General features: G+C 68.0%; 20 protein-coding genes and 1 pseudogene. 15 read left to right on the forward strand and 6 right to left on the reverse strand.

Annotated features, from left to right (window positions below; genetic code table 11):
• The first annotated feature begins 89 nt into the window (after positions 1-89).
• The 5 genes from HALNA_RS09185 (at position 90) to HALNA_RS09205 (ending at position 3,891) form a co-directional block, all read left to right on the forward strand.
• A complete protein-coding gene (locus HALNA_RS09185; RefSeq protein ID WP_049936081.1) occupies positions 90-554 on the forward strand; it encodes a 30S ribosomal protein S15 in 465 nt (154 codons plus the stop codon).
• Between the two features lies 1 nt (position 555).
• Positions 556-1,707 carry a hypothetical protein gene (locus HALNA_RS09190; protein WP_049936082.1) on the forward strand — a complete coding sequence of 384 codons (1,152 nt, stop codon included), beginning with the start codon at positions 556-558 and terminating at the stop codon, positions 1,705-1,707.
• On the forward strand, positions 1,704-1,940 hold the full coding sequence (locus tag HALNA_RS09195; RefSeq protein WP_049936083.1) for a KEOPS complex subunit Pcc1: 237 nt from the start codon (positions 1,704-1,706) through the stop codon (positions 1,938-1,940). The genes HALNA_RS09190 and HALNA_RS09195 overlap by 4 nt, the downstream gene beginning before the upstream one ends.
• Positions 1,933-2,577, forward strand: coding sequence for a 30S ribosomal protein S3ae (locus tag HALNA_RS09200; protein WP_049936084.1), 645 nt, complete (start codon positions 1,933-1,935; stop codon positions 2,575-2,577). The genes HALNA_RS09195 and HALNA_RS09200 overlap by 8 nt, the downstream gene beginning before the upstream one ends.
• 75 nt (positions 2,578-2,652) lie before the next feature.
• Positions 2,653-3,891: a PAS domain S-box protein gene (locus HALNA_RS09205; RefSeq protein ID WP_049936085.1), complete on the forward strand. Its 1,239-nt coding sequence runs from the start codon at positions 2,653-2,655 to the stop codon at positions 3,889-3,891.
• Between the two features lies 1 nt (position 3,892).
• Here the strand turns inward: HALNA_RS09205 and HALNA_RS09210 are convergent, their stop codons facing one another.
• The gene (locus HALNA_RS09210) at positions 3,893-4,309 is read right to left on the reverse strand and encodes a cupredoxin domain-containing protein (RefSeq protein WP_049936086.1); all 417 of its coding nucleotides are present in this window, start codon (positions 4,307-4,309) and stop codon (positions 3,893-3,895) included.
• Positions 4,310-4,467: 158 nt separating this feature from the next.
• Here HALNA_RS09210 and HALNA_RS09215 point away from each other — a divergent pair, with 158 nt between their 5' ends.
• Positions 4,468-5,145 (forward strand): protein sorting system archaetidylserine synthase, encoded by a 678-nt coding sequence (locus HALNA_RS09215; RefSeq protein WP_049936087.1) that lies wholly within the window; start codon positions 4,468-4,470, stop codon positions 5,143-5,145.
• Positions 5,146-5,299: 154 nt separating this feature from the next.
• Here the strand turns inward: HALNA_RS09215 and HALNA_RS09220 are convergent, their stop codons facing one another.
• Entirely contained in the window at positions 5,300-5,581 is a 282-nt protein-coding gene (locus HALNA_RS09220) for a DUF7111 family protein (protein ID WP_049936088.1), read from the reverse strand.
• Positions 5,582-5,625: 44 nt separating this feature from the next.
• Positions 5,626-6,765, reverse strand: a complete 1,140-nt coding sequence (locus HALNA_RS09225) for an acyl-CoA dehydrogenase family protein (RefSeq protein WP_049936089.1) — start codon at positions 6,763-6,765, stop codon at positions 5,626-5,628.
• Positions 6,766-6,855: 90 nt separating this feature from the next.
• Here HALNA_RS09225 and HALNA_RS09230 point away from each other — a divergent pair, with 90 nt between their 5' ends.
• The 4 genes from HALNA_RS09230 to HALNA_RS09245 all read left to right on the forward strand — a co-directional run bounded on the left by HALNA_RS09230 (position 6,856) and on the right by HALNA_RS09245 (position 8,864).
• Positions 6,856-7,038 carry a DUF7525 family protein gene (locus HALNA_RS09230; RefSeq protein WP_049936090.1) on the forward strand — a complete coding sequence of 61 codons (183 nt, stop codon included), beginning with the start codon at positions 6,856-6,858 and terminating at the stop codon, positions 7,036-7,038.
• 263 nt (positions 7,039-7,301) lie between these two features.
• Positions 7,302-7,526, forward strand: coding sequence for a DUF7123 family protein (locus HALNA_RS09235; protein WP_049936091.1), 225 nt, complete (start codon positions 7,302-7,304; stop codon positions 7,524-7,526).
• 106 nt (positions 7,527-7,632) lie between these two features.
• A complete protein-coding gene (locus tag HALNA_RS09240; RefSeq protein WP_049936092.1) occupies positions 7,633-8,058 on the forward strand; it encodes an SRPBCC family protein in 426 nt (141 codons plus the stop codon).
• A complete protein-coding gene (locus tag HALNA_RS09245) occupies positions 8,055-8,864 on the forward strand; it encodes a carbon-nitrogen family hydrolase (protein WP_049936093.1) in 810 nt (269 codons plus the stop codon). Before HALNA_RS09240 ends, HALNA_RS09245 begins: the two co-directional genes overlap by 4 nt.
• Positions 8,865-9,200: 336 nt before the next feature.
• On the opposite strand, the gene HALNA_RS09250 is transcribed toward HALNA_RS09245, so the two are convergent.
• Entirely contained in the window at positions 9,201-9,998 is a 798-nt protein-coding gene (locus HALNA_RS09250) for an RIO1 family regulatory kinase/ATPase domain-containing protein (RefSeq protein ID WP_049936094.1), read from the reverse strand.
• A 163-nt stretch (positions 9,999-10,161) separates the two neighbouring features.
• On the opposite strand from HALNA_RS09250, the gene HALNA_RS09255 reads away from it, so the two are divergent.
• The gene (locus HALNA_RS09255; protein ID WP_049936095.1) at positions 10,162-10,578 is read left to right on the forward strand and encodes a double zinc ribbon domain-containing protein; all 417 of its coding nucleotides are present in this window, start codon (positions 10,162-10,164) and stop codon (positions 10,576-10,578) included.
• Here the strand turns inward: HALNA_RS09255 and HALNA_RS09260 are convergent.
• Positions 10,575-11,252, reverse strand: coding sequence for a hypothetical protein (locus HALNA_RS09260; RefSeq protein WP_049936096.1), 678 nt, complete (start codon positions 11,250-11,252; stop codon positions 10,575-10,577). The two genes, HALNA_RS09255 and HALNA_RS09260, sit on opposite strands and share 4 nt — an antisense overlap.
• Before the next feature lie 261 nt (positions 11,253-11,513).
• On the opposite strand from HALNA_RS09260, the gene HALNA_RS09265 reads away from it, so the two are divergent.
• A complete protein-coding gene (locus HALNA_RS09265) occupies positions 11,514-13,988 on the forward strand; it encodes a DUF5059 domain-containing protein (RefSeq protein WP_049936097.1) in 2,475 nt (824 codons plus the stop codon).
• Positions 13,989-14,076: 88 nt separating this feature from the next.
• On the opposite strand, the pseudogene HALNA_RS09270 reads toward HALNA_RS09265, so the two are convergent.
• Positions 14,077-14,770 (reverse strand): annotated as a pseudogene (locus HALNA_RS09270) (mechanosensitive ion channel family protein); the annotation flags it as partial.
• A 268-nt stretch (positions 14,771-15,038) separates the two neighbouring features.
• Between HALNA_RS09270 and HALNA_RS09275 the strand changes: the two are divergent.
• The 3 genes from HALNA_RS09275 to HALNA_RS09285 all read left to right on the forward strand — a co-directional run bounded on the left by HALNA_RS09275 (position 15,039) and on the right by HALNA_RS09285 (position 16,433).
• The gene (locus HALNA_RS09275) at positions 15,039-15,527 is read left to right on the forward strand and encodes a metal-dependent hydrolase (protein ID WP_049936099.1); all 489 of its coding nucleotides are present in this window, start codon (positions 15,039-15,041) and stop codon (positions 15,525-15,527) included.
• A 30-nt stretch (positions 15,528-15,557) separates the two neighbouring features.
• Positions 15,558-16,130: a peroxidase-related enzyme gene (locus HALNA_RS09280; RefSeq protein ID WP_049936100.1), complete on the forward strand. Its 573-nt coding sequence runs from the start codon at positions 15,558-15,560 to the stop codon at positions 16,128-16,130.
• A 108-nt stretch (positions 16,131-16,238) separates the two neighbouring features.
• Positions 16,239-16,433 carry a cold-shock protein gene (locus HALNA_RS09285; protein WP_049938024.1) on the forward strand — a complete coding sequence of 65 codons (195 nt, stop codon included), beginning with the start codon at positions 16,239-16,241 and terminating at the stop codon, positions 16,431-16,433.
• Positions 16,434-16,502: the final 69 nt, after the last annotated feature.

Genomic DNA, 16,502 nt, shown 5'->3' on the forward strand with positions numbered 1-16,502 from the left:
CCGACTCGCCTTCGGGCTTGGGATTGCGGGAGTGCGTGTACCGATCAGGTGCACATACGCTTCTGCGGTCCGTGCAGTTCCAATCATCTATGGCACGAATGCACACCCGCCGCCGTGGCTCGTCCGGATCGGACAAGCCGGTGGCAGACGAACCCCCGGAGTGGAGCGACGTAGACGAGGCAGACATCGAGGAGCGCGTGGTCGAACTCGCCGAGCAGGGCCACGACCCGAGCGTCATCGGGATGAAGCTCCGTGACGAGGGCGTGAAGGGCACGCCGATCCCCGACGTGAAGTTGGCAACGGGGAAGAAGCTCACGGAGATTCTCGAGGAGCACGACGCCGACGGCGACCTGCCGGCGGACCTCCGGAATCTGATGGAGCGGGCGATTCGCCTGCGCCGGCACATGGAGACGAACCCACAGGACCACCAGAACAAGCGCGCGCTCCAGAACACGGAGTCGAAGATCCGTCGCCTGGTCAGCTACTACCGCGGCGACGCGCTCGACGAGGACTTCAGGTACAGCTACGACGTGGCCGTCGAACTGCTGGAATAAGATGTCGACCGCGCCCGCAACGCCGGCGGACGCCGTCGCCGCGAGCGACATCGCCGCCGTGCTCCGCGAGGCCCCGTTCGTTCGGGTCGTCGCGGCCGCCGACGGCGATTCGCTGGCCGCCAGCGGCGTTCTCGCGCGGGCGTGCAGGGAGTTATCGATCCCCTTTCAGGTGCGCGTCGATCCGGTGCCCGATCCGGCGCCCGGCGAGGGCGACGACCTCGTCGTCGGCGTCGGCGCGGCGGGCGGCGATATCGCGCTTGCAGGCGCCGAGGCGGCCAGTCTCGTCGCGGCCGCGGTGGCGCGCGAACTCGGCGTCGCGCCCGACCCGATGCTGGCACTCGCCGGCGTAGCGTCGGCGGGTCGGCCGCTGGATGCGGGTGATGCGGCGACGCTGCTCGATGCGGCCCGCGAGCGCACGACCGTCGACCGTCGCCCTGGCGTAGCGACGCCGACGGCGGAGCTCGCGGACGGGGTGACACACTCGACGCTCGTCCACGCGCCGGTTTCGGACGACCCCGAGGCGGCGGCAGCGGCGCTGTCGGCGCTCGGTATCCCGTCGACCCCGAGCGACGAGGACCGGCGACGGCTCGCGTCGTGGCTAGCCATCGAGGCGACGGCGTCGTCGGCGCGGGCCGCCGAGGCAGTCGAGTGGGCACTTCGCCCGCACGCGACGCCCGAGGCGCCGTTCGCGTCGATCGAAGGCTTCGGCGACGCTCTCGACGCGGTCGCACGCGAGCGGCCGGGGACGGGTGTCGCCCTCGCTATCCGCGACGACGACGGCCTGCGGACGGCGGTCCTCGACGCGTGGCGCGATCACGCGCGGGCGGCCCACGGGGCTGTGACCGCGGCGACGACGGGCCGGTACGACGGCGTCCTCGTTGCCCGCGTCGAGTCGGACGACCCCGGCCGACTCGGGACGGTCGCGCGGCTCCATCGGGATTATCGGTCGCCGGAGCCGGTCGTCTTGGCCGTCGGCAACGACGCGGCGGCGGCCGCGAGCGTCGACGACGCACGCCTCGGCGACGCGATGCGCGAAGCGGTGCGGTCGGTCGACGCGGACGGATCGAGCGCCGGCGACGCTCGGCAGGCGACGGCGCGGTTCGACGGAATAGATGTATCGAGGTTCAGCACGGCGTTCAGGGAGGCGCTATGAAACGCGCTTGCATCGAGACGACCCACGACGACGCGACGACGATTGCGGCCGCACTCCGGCCGGACAACACGCCGTCGATGTCGACGGACGTGACGGACGACGTCGTCCGTACGACGATCGAACGCGACACCGTGGGCGGCTTGCAGTCGACCGTGGACGACTACGTGGTGAACCTGACGGTCGCGGCGACCGTCACACGAACGGCACGCGGACACAGACCCAACCATGAGTGAACGCTCAGTATCCAAGCAGAAACGCGGCAAGCGCTGGTATACGATCTTCGCCCCGGAGCAGTACGACCGGGCGGAACTCGGCCAGACGGTTGCCGATGAACCGGACAAGATAATCGGACGAACGATCGAAACGACCCTCGGCGAACTCACCGACGACGCCGGGGCGAACAACACCAAACTCACGTTCAAGATCACGGACGTGGGGTCGGACTCGGCGTACACCGAGTTCGTCAAGCACGAACTCACGCGGGACTACTTGCGGAGTCTCGTGCGCCGTGGCGCCTCGAAAGTCGACGCGACGATCACGGTGCTGACGACGGACGACTACCGCGTCCGCATCCAGCCCGTCGCGTTCACGACGAAGAAGGCCGACCGCAGTCAGGAGCAGGCCATCCGTCGCATCATGATCGACATCATCGAGGACGCCGCCGCCGAACGCGACTTCCAGTCTTTCGTCGAGAGTGCCGTCGAGGGCCGACTCTCCTCGGCCATCTACGGCGACGCGAAGACGGTCTACCCGCTCCGCCGGGTCGAAATCCAGAAACTCACCCTCGAAGCGCGACCCGAAGAGGTCGCCGCCGAGGAAGAGGCCGCCGTCGACGTGGACGAAGAGGACGTCGCCGTCGACGAGGACTGAGTCCGAATCCGACTTTTTTGCCGTTCGATCCCGAGCCGAAGGCTTATCACCACACCTATTTTAGGCCAACCTAAAATGGAGGGATCGACCGACCAGGTCGCCGGCGCGGTGTTCCGTGCGCTCACCCGGCGCGGACACGACGAGGTCAGGCGGGCAGTCGTGGAGACGTACGCCGCGGCGGACGAGGGAGTGGTGTCGGATCGCGAGTATCTCTCGCGGACGCTGTTTGTCGAGTTGCTCGACGCGCTCGATCACTACCTGGACAGCGAGCAACAGGTGAACGTGCTCACTGCGGCCGTCGAGGGGTTGGTGGATCGGTTCGCGACGGTCGTCGACGCCACGCCGGTTCCCATCTGCGCCGTCGATGCCGAGGGGACGGTCCAGCTGTGGAACCCCGCGGCCGAACGGACGTTCGGTCGCGACCGCTCGTCGATGCTGGGGCGGCCCTTCCACACTGTGTGGGCCGAGGGTACCGATACGGTCACCTTCGAGTCGTGTTTCGACCGCCTTCGTGCGGGGGAGGGGGTCGACGGCGTCGAGACGCGCCATCGCCGCCCCGACGGCTCCCTCCTCGATACGCGGGTCTGGGCCGCCCCGCTCGACGACGGGCGTGACCGGCCCGCCGGGGCGACGTTCGTCGTCCTCGACGTGACCGAACGGCTGGGCCGCCGCCAGCAACTCTCCGTGCTCAATCGGGTGTTGCGCCACAACGTCCGCAACGACGTAAACGTCGCGACCGGCCACCTCGACCGCCTCGCCGAACGGCTCCCGGACGACGATCCGAGCCTTCGGATCGTCCGTGAGCGTCTCGATGCGATCCTCGAACTGAGCGACACCGCACGTCGCATCGAGCGAGTCGCCGACCCCGAGCGTGCGGAGACGGTTCGGTTCGACCTCGTCGACGTCGTGACCGACTGCGTCGACCGGCTCCGCCGGACCGATCCCGAGGTCGACCTGTGGCTGTCGCTCCCGGAGCGGGCGCCGGTCGTCGGTCACGAACTGCTCCCGTACGCCGTCGAGAACGTCTTCGAAAACGCGGTCGAACACAACGACGCCAACCCGAGCGTGTCGGTCGATCTTGTCCCTCCCGCGGCCGACGCAGACCGACTCGTGGTCCGTATCGCCGACGACGGTCCGGGGTTGCCGCCGGTCGAGCGACAGGTGCTCCGGACGGCCGACGAGACGCCGCTCGCCCACAGCACCGGGCTCGGCTTGTGGCTCACGAACTGGATCGTCCGGGCGTCGAGCGGCCGGATCGACGTTCACTCCGACGACGACGGGACGACCGTCGCGATCGAACTCCCGACCGCGTAGCTCACTCCTCGACGACGACCGTTCCGACCATCCCGCCTCGCTCGTGGGGGATACAGAAGTAGTTGTAGGTGCCGGGCACCTCGAAGGTGTGGGCGTACCGCTGGCCGTTGGTGATGGCGCCGTTCATGCCGTCCCACGCCTCGCGGGCGGCGGCTTCGGAGTCGTAGCCGCCGGTGGCGAAGTACGCCGCGTCCGCGGGGATGCCGTCCTCGTAGGCGGTGATGGAGTGTGCGCGGGCGCTGTTGTTGTACCAGACGACTTCGTCGCCCACGGCGACGGTGATCGTCGCGGGTTCGAACGCCACCGCGGTCATGCCCACGTCGCCGTCGACGCCGCCGAGCGATCCGACGGCGGTACAGCCGGCTCCCACCGTGGCGAACGCCGTTCCCAGCGCCGTGAGTACCCGACGTCTGCGCATATGTGGGTCTCAGGGGCCGACGGATAAATGTGGTCTGGTTCGGCAGTCGATACGGATCGTTGCACCGGCCGGCGCCGACCACGGGGACGGGACCGACCGTCCAGCCGTAGAAACGGGCGATATAAAGACGTAAATTCCCGGTGGCAGAGTGAGCGACTATGCAACCGCGGTTCGTGGGGCGACTCGGTCTCGCGGACGCCGTCACCGTCGGCAACGCGATGCTCGGCTTTCTGGCGGCGTTCGTCGCCACCCGTGACGCCGGCCTCGCCGCCAGAATCGTCCTGCTGGCGGCCGTCATGGACGGTCTCGACGGCGTCATCGCCCGCAAGCGCGGCGGAACGCTCGCCGGCCCCTACCTCGACTCGCTCGCGGACGTGGCCTCCTTCGGCGTCGCCCCCGCCCTCCTCGTCGCCTCGCGGGCGACGGATATGTGGTCGTTCGGGAACGATCCGCTCGCCTACGTCCTCGCCTTGCTTCTCCCGGCCGTCTACGTCGCGATGGCGGTCACCCGTCTCGGCCTCTACACCGCCTACGACAGCGACGCCTCGGAGACCAAAGGCGTGCCGTCGACGCTCGCGGCGACGGTCCTCTCGGCGGGCGTCCTCGCCGGTTTCGTCGGACCCGGCTTCCTCGTTGCGCTCTCCGGCCTGCTCGCGGGGCTGATGGTGACCCAGATCACGTACCCCGACCTCCACCCACAGGACGCACTCGTGATGGGTGTGGTGCAGGTGCTCGCCATCCTCCTCCGTGGGCGCCCCGGCGAGGTCTTTGCCTTCGCCCTCCTCTTTCTCGCACTCGCCTACCTGTTTCTCGGACCGCGATTTTATTGGGACTGATACCGATGTACGTCATCGTCGGTGGTTCGTCGACCCGTTCTGGCGAACCACCGGGACACAGGTACAGTAAACACTGTGAGACGGGTTATGATGGTCCAGTACCGGCAGGTCGCCGGATCGTTCCGACCGGTCCCCGTTCGCCCCCGACCGACGCTCACATCCCCATATCACGGGCCGCCTCCGGGATCGGCAGGTCGCCGACGCGAACCCCGAGGCGTTCGGCCGCGTGGTCGAGCGCCATGTCGAACCCGTAGTACTTCTCCAGTTCGTCGCCGTCGGCCGCGGGTCGGACGGTCACCATCGCGTACCCCTCGCTGTTCTGGGCGAGCGCCGCCGTCCGGCCGTCGCGCTCGAACGCGAGGACGCGTTCCTCGCCGGTCTCGTAGTAGCGTGCGGTGACGCCGTTCTCCGTCGTCTCGTCTCCGGAGTCGTTCATACGACCCCTTCGGGACGCCGGGGAGTCGAACGTTCCGGTTCGTGTCACCGGACCTCGTCCGCGATGGTGTTGCGCAGTATCTCGCTCGTGCCCTCGTAGATCTCGTTGAGTTTGGCGTCGCGGTAGAACCGCTCGACCGGGAAGTCCTTCGTGTAGCCGTAGCCGCCGTGGATCTGGATCGCCTCGTTGGCCACTTCCCGACTCACTTCGCTGGCGTAGAGTTTGGCCTGTGCCGCTTCCTTGACGAACCGCTTTCCCCGCATCTTCCGGTCGGCGGCGTAATGCATCAGCAGGCGCGCCGCCTCCACCTTCGTGTCCATATCCGCGAGTTTGTGCCCGATGGCCTGGAAGTCGCCGATGGCCTGCCCGAACTGCTCGCGCTCGGTCGCGTAGGCGGCGGCCTCGTCGAGGGCCGCCTGTGCGACGCCGACGCCCCGGGCCGCGATGGTGATGCGGCCGGCGTTGAGCGTCTTCAGCGCCTGGACGAAGCCGTCGCCCTCCTCGCCGAGCCGTCGGTCCGCCGGGACGCGGAGGTTCGAAAACCGAAGCTCCGCGGTCGGACAGCCCTTATCTCCCAGTTTGTCCTCCGTCCCCTCGACGTGGAAACCGTCGTCCTCGTCGGGGCGGATGATAAAAGAGGAGATACCCTTCCGGCCCGCGTCGGGGTCGGTCTTGGCGAACAGCACCACGGTGTCGGCGACCGAGCCGTTGGAGATCCAGAGTTTCTCGCCGTCGACGACGTAGTCGTCGCCGTCCCGGACGGCGGTCGTCTCCATCGCGGGCACGTCGCTGCCCGCGCCGGCCTCGGAGAGCGCGAACGCGCCGATGTCCGTCCCCTCGTTCAGCGGCGTCAGAAACCGTTCTTTCTGCGCGTCGTCGGCGAACGCGTCTAACATCCCGCCCGCGAGGCTGGTGTGGGCCGCGACGACGGTCCCGAGGCCGCCGCTTCCCCGACTGATCTCCGCGAGCGCGGCGGCGTAGGCGTGGTAGTCGAGCCCGGCGCCCCCGTACTCCTCGTCGAAGGGCATACCCATGAGGCCGAGCGTGGCCATCTCGTCGATCAGATCGTGCGGGAACTCGTCGGCTTCGTCGATGTCGCCGGCGACGGGAACGATCTCCTCGTCGACGAACTCGGCCACCATGTCTCGGATCTGCGCCTGCTCGGCGGAGAGGCTGAAGTCCATACCGGGCGTACGGTCCCCGTCGCTTATATCTTGGTCGTCGCCCCGTCGACAGTCGAAGGGGCTAAGTGGGCTCCCTCGGATCTGCCGTACATGGCACTCGACGCGGTTGGAACGGACAAGGGTGTGGGCTTCGGCGTGCTGTTCGGTATTCTCGCCGTTGTGGGTGCGATGGTGATGCTCGCCGCGCCCGGGCAGTTGGCGAAAGCCGCCGGCTTCGCGCTCGCGATGGTGGCCGCGCTGGGATCGGTCGTCGCCGTGCAGGCATACGCCTGATAGTGCTCGTTGTAAGTCAGTACCGGTAGTTCGCCAGGACGGGTCGGCGAACCACCGGTAAACAGTTACAATAAACGGTATGACACGGGGTGTCCGGAGTCAGTGTCGGTGGGGCGCCGGACTATCTCGGCGAACCGCCGGTGAACGGACACGGTCGCCCGCCGTGGAGAGCAGGTGAGACCGACCGCCGACTCGCCATCCGACCGCTTCGCCGATCGGGCTTGAAAGAGTTAAGACGCTGAATCACCTACGGAGCGTGAACGATGACCTCACTGACCGAAGAGGAACGGCGAATTCTCGCGTACCTCCACGACAGCGTCTCCCGGGGTGAACGTTACTTCCGCGCGAAGAACATCGCCGACGCAATCGGATTGACGGCCAAACAGGTCGGTTCTCGTCTCCCTCACCTGGCCGAGAAGTCCGAAGACGTCGAAATCGAGAAGTGGGGACGCGCTCGGTCGACGACCTGGCGTGTCACACAGGGGTGACCGGGGGAATCGCAACCGTCGAAATCGGCTCCATGCCGTCCGTGGGCGGCCGCTCCGGCGACGTGCGATCCCACGGCTTTTTTACGATTCGACGGGACCACACGGTATGACTGTACGTGTCCGGCGGGCGTTCGAGTTCGAGGCACCGGCCGAACGCGTCTGGGAGTTCATCTCCGACCCCGGTAAGCGTGCCGACGCCATCAGCGTCGTCCGCGACTACGAGGTCGACGGCAACGCCGCGACGTGGCAGATCGACCTCCAGTTACCCCTCGTCGACCGCACGGCGACCGTCGAAACCGAGGACATCGAGCGCGAGGAGCCCCGGTACGTGAAGTTCGTGGGCAAGTCCTCGGTGATGCGTGTCACCGGCGAGCACCGGATCGAGGACACCGAGATGGGCTGTCGGCTCCACAACGAGTTCGTCGTCGACGGCCGGTTGCCCGGCGTCGAGCGGTTCTTCAAGAAACGCCTCGATACCGAACTCGACAACCTCGAATCGGCGCTCCGCCGTGATCTCGAACTGCCGGCATGAAACTCGCACTCGCCCAACTCGACCAGACCGCCGGCGACGTGTCCGACAACCTCGACCGCGCGGCGACGGCCGTCGCCGACGCCACAGTCCGTGGTGCCGACTTGGTCGTCCTCCCCGAACTGTTCACGGTCGGTTTCTTCGCCTTCGAGTCGTACGCCCGTGCCGCGGAGGGGCTCGACGGCCCGACGTTTGCCCGCCTCTCTGAGATGGCAGCCGACCACGGCGTCGGGTTGTTGGCGGGTAGCCACGTTGAGGACCTGGAAGCCAGCGCCGACGCCGGCGTCGACGTGCCGACCGACGAGGGCTATGCGAACACCTGTGTCTTCTACGACCGCGACGGTCGCCAGCGCGCCGTCTACCGCAAACACCACCTCTTCGGCTACGATTCGGCCGAGGCGCGCCTGCTCACGGCCGGTGAACGTCTCCAGACCGTCGACTTCGAAGGATTCACCGTCGGCATGTCGACGTGTTACGACCTCCGCTTTCCCGAACTCTACCGCCGGCTCGCCGACCGTGGGGCGACACTCGTCTGCGTCCCGAGCGCGTGGCCGTACCCCCGCGTCGAACACTGGGAGACGCTGGCCCGTGCCCGCGCCATCGAGAACCTCGCGTACGTCGCGGCGACGAACGGCGCCGCCGAGTTCGAGGACGCGACGCTCCTTGGCCGCTCAACCGTCTACGACCCGTGGGGGACGACGCTCGCGAGCGCGGGCGACGACCCGACGCTCGTCGTCGCGGACCTCGACCCCGACCGGATCGAGGCGGTCCGCGAGGAGTTCCCCGCCCTGCGCGACCGGCGGGACTGATAGTGATCACTGCAAGTCCTCACCGATGGGTCGCCAGAACGGGTCGGCGACCCACCGGGATAATAAACACTACGAGACGCTGTGTCGGTCGCCACCGCCACACGACAGCCCGTGACACGGGATCGGCCGGGGTCGGTGGCTTTATAAATCAGAGAGCGTAAGCTGTGTGTGCCGACGCATCGACGCTTTTCTCGTCGAGAATCGGCACTCAAAACTCCACTCGCCGTCGCTCGCCCCGGCTTCGGCCCGGATCACCTTTCGCCCGGCAGGTCGATTCGGGCCCTCTTCGTCCCGTCGACTCACGACTCGCCGAACGCCAGGTCCGACGGTCCTTCCTCACGCGGCGCGTTTCTCGATTTCGCCCTTGAGCGCCGCGGCGTCGAAGTCGTGATCCGGGCGGATGTTGACGAAATCCAGGAACTCACGCGCCGCGAGGAGTTCGTCGGCCGTGTACACCGTCGCCGCGGCGTCGACGGTCGCCGCCGCGCCGATGAGGGGTTCGAGCGCCGCCAGACCGCAGGCGGCGTCGTACGACCACGCGTCGTTGCGGCTCTCCGAGCCGACGTTCGTCGCGTCGATGAAGTAGAGTTCGTCGTCGAGGATGAGGACGTTCTCGGCACGGAGATCACCGTGTGCGAGGCCGTGATCGTGCATCGCCCGGAGCGCTTCGAACAGACGGGGGGCGAGTTCGCGTTCGGCCTCCCGGTCCAGTTCGTCGAGCGGCCGGAACTCGGGGAGATACTCCAGAACGACCACGCCGAGACCGTCGATTTCGAGCGCTTCGAGCGGTTCGGGTGCGTTCAGGCCGACCTCGCGCATCCGTTCGGTCGCTTCGAGTTCGTGTTTCGCCATGCCGTACGGCGTCCCGAAATGCTCGAAGAAGCCCTCGGTGCCGGCGGAGAAGACGCCGATGTTGCGGCCGGTGGTGATCAGCGCGTGGACCAGCGAGTTCTGCTTCGAGATCACCTTCACGAACAGATCCTCGTCGAGGACGAGCGGCGTCGAGAGCCAGTTGTCGGCGTCGAGACAGCGGACCGACGGGTCCTCGCGGTCGTATCGCGCCGCGATCTCCTCGATCACCCGGTCGAGGCGGTCGTCGTCGATCCGACCGCGGAGGAACCGCCGAACTTCCATCGACCCCCCCTACGCCATCGGCGGGGATATATTGTCGGTCGGCACAAGAGCTTTCATAGTGTTTATTGTAAGTCATTACCGGTTGGTCGCCGGACCGTCTTGGCGACCCATCGGTAACCAGTTACAATAAACAGTATCAGTCCGCGTGTTCGTCTCCCCAGCCATGTCCAGCCACGCCCTCCTTCTGGTCGTCGCCCTCTTCTGGATCACCGTCGCCGTAGCCGTCGGAATCCACGCCAGCAGTCGCGGCCGCTCCGGCTTCGTCTGGGGCCTCGTCACGTTTCTTTTGGGTATCGTCGGCGTCGTCGTCTACCTGCTGGCACTGCTGATCATCGACGACCCGCCCCACGAGGACGACGGCGACGACGACTCCGAGCGCTTCCGGCGCTGTCCCGCGTGTGCGACCGACCACGACGGGGAGCCGAACTACTGTGCCGAGTGTGGCGAACCCCTCGACGCGGACGACGACGTGGTCGCGGCGCGCATCCTCCGCAGCGGATCACGGGGCTACTGTAGCAACTGCAAGTTACAGGTCGCCCTCGATGCGGACGGCTGTTCGGACTGCGGCGCCGTCTTCTAGTCACGACCGAGCGCCGCCGACAGCGCGTTCGCCGCCCGCTCGCCGTCCCCTCGTGGCGCCGGTAGCCGAACCGGGTCGTCGCCGAAGCGGTCGACCACGAGCGCCGGCCGGCGCGTTCGGAGGTAGCGAGCGAGGATGCCGAGCGATCCGACGACGAGGGCGATGCCGCCGAGCAGCAGCAGCGTCGTGAGGAGGGAGAGCGCGGCGGCGAGGGTGTCGGTCACCGCGAGGACGCTCCCGACGGGGGCGGCGCCCGCCCCCGCCTCGGCGCCCATCGACAGCGTCTCGCCGAGGTCCATCGCCCGGAGCGCGACGCCGCCGCCCAGTCCCGCCAGCCCGTAGACGGCGGCACGTAAGCCCCAGTCGAGGAGCCGTCTCTCGCCCGTGGCGTCGACGGAGACGCCGCTCACGTTCGGGCGGTCGACCGCTTCGAAGCGCCGGCCGTCGGCGGCCGGGTTGTACGCCAGCACCCGGTGTGTGGTGACGGCCGCCCAGCCGGCGCCGAGGGGTGCCCGCTCGAGGACCCGTTCGCCGTCGTAACAGAGCGCGTCGGGGTCGTCGCCGCTCGACGCCCCAGGCGAATCGCTCGGCGTCACCGCCGCGCCGTCGGGTCCGCCGGTCCCGGCGGTGACGCCCGGCGTGTGCCTCCGTCCGTCGCCGCCGTCCTGTGCCATCGAGCGTGTCCACGCCCGCCGCCGCCCTGACGCTTTCGGCCGTTCCGATCCGGTCGATTTTAGCGGTGAGTCGCCGGAACGGGTCGGCGACCCACCGGTACTGACGTACGAGGCAGGGCGCGTCCGTCGGAACTGACCGACCTCAGTTCGCGCGAGCACCGGTCAATTTTTTAGGATGGCCTAAACAGCTAGCGATGCTCGTCTGTTTTGGCAGGCCTAAAAATCGGAGGGATTTTGTATTTTTAGGCCAGCCTAAAATCTATGCGACACACCAGACGACGGTTGCTCAAGACAACCGGCATCGCCCTCGGCGGCGTCGGGTTGGCCGGTTGTGGTGGACAGAGCGGGACCGACGCGGACGAATCGACGGCGACGGAGACGGACGCCGGGACGGCGGCGCCGACGGAAACGCCCGAACCGCCGTCCGACGCCTCGGCTGCGACGGCGCTCGCCGCCGAGTGGAACGTGATGCGCGCCCGCCTCCACGACGCGATGGCGCTCGGCCACGCCGGTCGGAACGCCGCGGCGGCGACGCTCGTCGGCGACGTGTTCGCCCGCTTCGAGAACGCGGGCGGCGAGTGGGGCGCCCACGAAGGGTTGGAGTCGACCAGCGAGTCGGCCTACGAGTCCTTCGAGGAACACCTCGGATCGGCCCGCACCGGCTTCGAGGAGGGATCGACCGACGAGGCGATGGGGGCGCTCGCCGAGGCGGGGACGAACCTGCTCGCGGCCCAGCGCGGCCGCACCTCGGGCGAGGTGGCTCAGGTGTTCACCATCATGGTGTACGCCGCCCGCGTCCGCGACGTGGACGCGCTAGCGACGGCCGGCATGACCGATGCGGCGGCGACGGTGGGCCAGCAAGTCTTCGGCGACTTCGAGCAAGCGGCGGTCCACGACACCGTCGAGTCGGCGGGACAGGAGTATTACGAGGCCTTCGAGGGTGGCATGGAGGAGGCCGTCTCGGCGGCCCAGTCCGGCGACGCTGCGGCGGTCCACGAGGCCGCCCTCGCCTCGTCGCAAGGGGCCGTCGACGCGGCTTACGAACTCACGTCCGACGCCGTCGCCGGTGTTGCCCACCTCTCGCTGATGGGTACCGTCGGCTTCGACGCCGAGATGGCTGCGGGCATCGGCGGAGCAGGTGTCGGACTCGCCCACGCCGCCGGCCTGAACGGCTACCGGGTCCGCGTCCGCGACGCCGCGTGGCTCTACGACGCCGGCGCGACCGAGGCGGCGAAAACCGCCGCGCAATCCATCTTCCAGCATTTCGAGGGCGCCCGCGCCCACGAGGCGCTGGAATCCGCGAGTGAGGAGGCGTACAACCGGTTCGAACACGAGGGGCTCGAAGCCCTCATTTCGGCCATCGAGGACGGCGACGACGCCGGCGTCGACGAGGCCGTCACGACCGTCCACAACGGTCTGACGACGGGTATCGACGCGCTGGCCGGCGAGAACGCGGCCGTCCTCCAGTCCGGCTTCTTCCGTGCCCGCCTCGCCGACGCCCACGAGCGCTACCTGCAGGGCGAGGGGGAGGTGGCCGCGACCATCGCGGAGAACCTCTTTGCCCTGTTCGAGCAAAACCAGTCCGGCTTCCACGAGTCCTTAGAGGAGACCAGTGAGGACCTGTACGGGACGTTCGAGGAGGAGCATCTGACTGCCCTGCCGGACGCCTTCCGGAACGGCGACGACGAGGCGGTGCAGACACACGTCACGGGCGCGATGGACGCGCTAGTCGAGTACGAGGCGATGGCCGGATCGACGCCCGTCGCGAGCGCCGCCGCCGCGGGCTATATGACCGGCCGCGCCGGCGACGCGGGCGCCCTGGCGACGGTCGGTGCGACCGACCGCGCCGAAACCGTCGCCAGCGACGCCTTCGCCTACTTCGAGGCCGGCGCCAACGGCTTCCACGAGGCCGTCGAGGAGGCCAGCGAGGAGCGCTACCACGCCTTCGAGGAGGCGCTGGGTGCGCTCCGGTCGGCGACGACCGGCTCGGCCGACGCCTACGCCGCCGCGACGACGTTCGCCGACGAGGCGACCGCGGCCGTCTACGCCGTCGTCGAGAACGGCGGCACCGGGGGCGATGTGAACGCCGCACCTCTGATGGCCGACGTGTTCGCCACCTTCGAGAACGCGCGCGTCCACGAGGCCGTCGAGGAGGGCGACCAGGAGACCTACGAGACGTTCGAGTCGGCGCTCTCGAACTACGTCTCCGCCCTGGAGAGCGGCGAGGGGGTCGATTCGGCCGCCGAACGGTTCGCGCAGGCGACCCGGAATGCGGCTTTCGCCGTCGCCGGCGCCGCGAGCGAGGCGCCCGAAATCTCCGCGGGCGGCTCGGGTGGTGGAAGCAGCGGTGGTGGCTCGTCGAACCTCCAGGGCGGCCCCAACGTCGTCTCCGGCGTCCCCGAGGACGCCGATCACGTCGTCGACATGACGGCCGTCGCGTTCGAGCCGGCGGAACTCGCCGTCTCCGTCGGCGACAAAGTCGCGTGGAAACACGCCGGCGGCGAGGCCCACAGCGTCAGCGCCTACGGCGACGGGATTCCGGACGGCGCGACCTACTGGGCCTCCGGCGGCTTCGAGTCCGAGGAAGCCGCCCGGGCCGGCTGGGAGAACGGCAAGGGTGCCGTCCAGTCCGGCCAGTCCTACGTCCACACCTTCGAGACGGCGGGCGAACACGCCTACTTCTGTATCCCGCACGAGGCGGCGGGGATGGAGGGAACGGTCGTCGTCGAAGAGTGAGCCACCCGGCGGCGCCCTGACCGCCACTCCGACCATGCGGTCCCCGTACCGTGGGCAAACGGTAACGTACACTCCCTCCATTCCGTTCTCACCGCTCGCTAGCGACGGCGTCGCAGTCGGCGGCTTCGGCGTTCGCCTCGCGTGTCGACCGGTGCGTCACGTCGCTTCGTGGATACGGAATCTCGATGTCCGCGTCCGCGAGGGTGTGGTAGATGGCGCGGTTGAGTTCGTGGCGGGCCCGTGCCGCCCGAGTCGGGCCGTTAACCCAACAGAGGAGTTCGTACTCCAGCGCCGAGTCGCCGAAGCGCCGGAACCGTATCCGCGGCTCGGGGACGTCGAGCACCAGCGACTCCGACAGCGCGATATCGACCAGCAGATCCTCGAACGCATCGATGTCGGTGCCGTAGGCGACGCCGATGGGGACGCGGACCCGCCGTCGCCGGCCCGGCGCCGACTCGTTGGTGACGCGGGTGGCGTTCAGGACGGAGTTGGGCACCGTGACGAGCACCTCGTCGCGGGTCAGCAGCGTCGTCGAGCGGACACCCACCTTCACCACCGTCCCGGACTCGCCGGAGTCGAGGACGACGAAGTCGCCCGGTTTGTAGGTGTCGTCGAAGTAGAGGGCGATCCCGTCGTCGGACTATCCGACTGGCGGTCGAGCTTCGCTCGACGACCCCGAAGAAGTTGGCGACGGTGTCCTTGGCGGCGAAGCCGACGGCGATGCCGGCGATGCCCGCGCCCGCCAGCAGGGGTGACACGTCGTACTCCCAGAGTGAGAGGAGGACGGACTGCCGAAGGAGACGGCGAGGAGTCCGTCGAACACGGCTTCGAGAGGCGCCCGACGGCGATAACTATAGGCGTTATCGGAAGTTATCAGAGATTCTCGCCGGGACGGTCCGGCGAGAATCTATGGACAGTTACGATAACCCCTATATAATGGCGTCCGGAGCGATTTGCACGCCGTCTTGTGATCGGGCGTGGACTGGCTCACGGAGGCGACTCCATCCTCCGGCCGAAAGGTTCTGGTTCGTGCCCCGCTCACGACGCGGTATGTATCGCCGTGGTCACTGGGGCGTCTCCCTGCTCGTGTTCGCGCCGGTCGGTTTCGCACTCCTCTGGCTGGGCCGGCCCGACCTCGCGTTCGTCGGCGGCGGCGCGATGCTCTGGCTGTCGACGCTCCCCGACGTGGACCACCGGCTCCCCGGCATCTCCCACCGCGGTCCCACCCACACCCTCGCCTTTGCCCTCCTCGTCGGCGCCGTCGGCGCCGGTGCGGGCGCCGGCCTCGCGGCCGTCCTCGGCGGCGGCCGGACGACTCTGATCGCCTTCGGCTTCGGGATCGGAACGCTCGGGATTCTCGCGCACCTCCTCGCCGACGCGCTCACGCCCGCCGGCGTTCCGTTCCTGTGGCCGCTCTCCGGCCGGGACTTCTCCGTCTATCTCACCCGCGCCGACAACACGCTCGCCAACTACGCCCTCCTCGCGGTCGGGGTGTGTGCAACGGCGGCCGCGGGCGTCGCTGCCCTGCGGGTGGTGTGAGTTTTTGGTTCCGGGCGCCGTGGCCGACGTATGAACGACGACGCGATGCGCCGCTTCCCGGTGCCCGACTACGACGATCTGCCGGACGACCTGCGGGAACGGATCGACGCGGAGACGGAGCGTGCGGGCTTTACGCCCAACGTCTTCGCCGCCCTGGCGTACGCGCCCGCACAGTTCCGCGCGTTCGTCGACTACCACGACGCCCTCGTCGAGGAAACCGAACTCGACCGCGAGGAGGTGGAGATGATCGTCGTCGCCGTCTCGGGTGTCAACCACTGTTACTACTGCAACGTCGCTCACGGCGCACTCGTGCGCATCTACGCCGACGACCCACACCTCGCCGACCAGCTCGTCGCCAACTACCGGACTGCGGACGTGAGCGACGAGCGACTGCTCATGCTCGACGTGGCGGTGACACTCACCGAGCGCCCCTGGGAGGTGACGGAGGCGGACCTCGACGCCCTCGCCGAGGCCGGCTACTCCGAGCGCGAAATCTGGGATATCGGCGCTATAACGGCGTTTTTCAACCTCAGCAACCGGCTGGCGAGCTTCGCGGATATGCGACCGAACGCGGAGTTTCACACGCTCGGACGGGACGACTAGAACGTCGCTGTCGAGATTAGATATATACTGATCAATTATTCACAAACGGGCGATTTCGCCGAAACGCCCGGAAACCTTATGACTCTCCTTTTCGTCGTAGTGGACGCAATGGCGACAGGTACGGTTGCGTTCTTTAACGACACTGGCGGTTACGGGTTCATCGAGACTGAAGATTCGGACGAAGACGTCTTCTTCCACATGGAAGACATCGGTGGTCCGGACCTAGAAGAAGGGCAGGAGGTGGAGTTCGACATCGAACAGGCCGACAAGGGCCCACGAGCGACCAACCTCCAGCGGCTGTAGGACCGATCCGAGTCTCGGCTCGGGCGGTCGGTAGCGACGCAACAACGACGGGTTCACTTTTCTCGACGC

It is taken from the genome of Haloplanus natans DSM 17983 (assembly GCF_000427685.1).
Taxonomy (GTDB): Archaea; Halobacteriota; Halobacteria; order Halobacteriales; family Haloferacaceae; genus Haloplanus; species Haloplanus natans.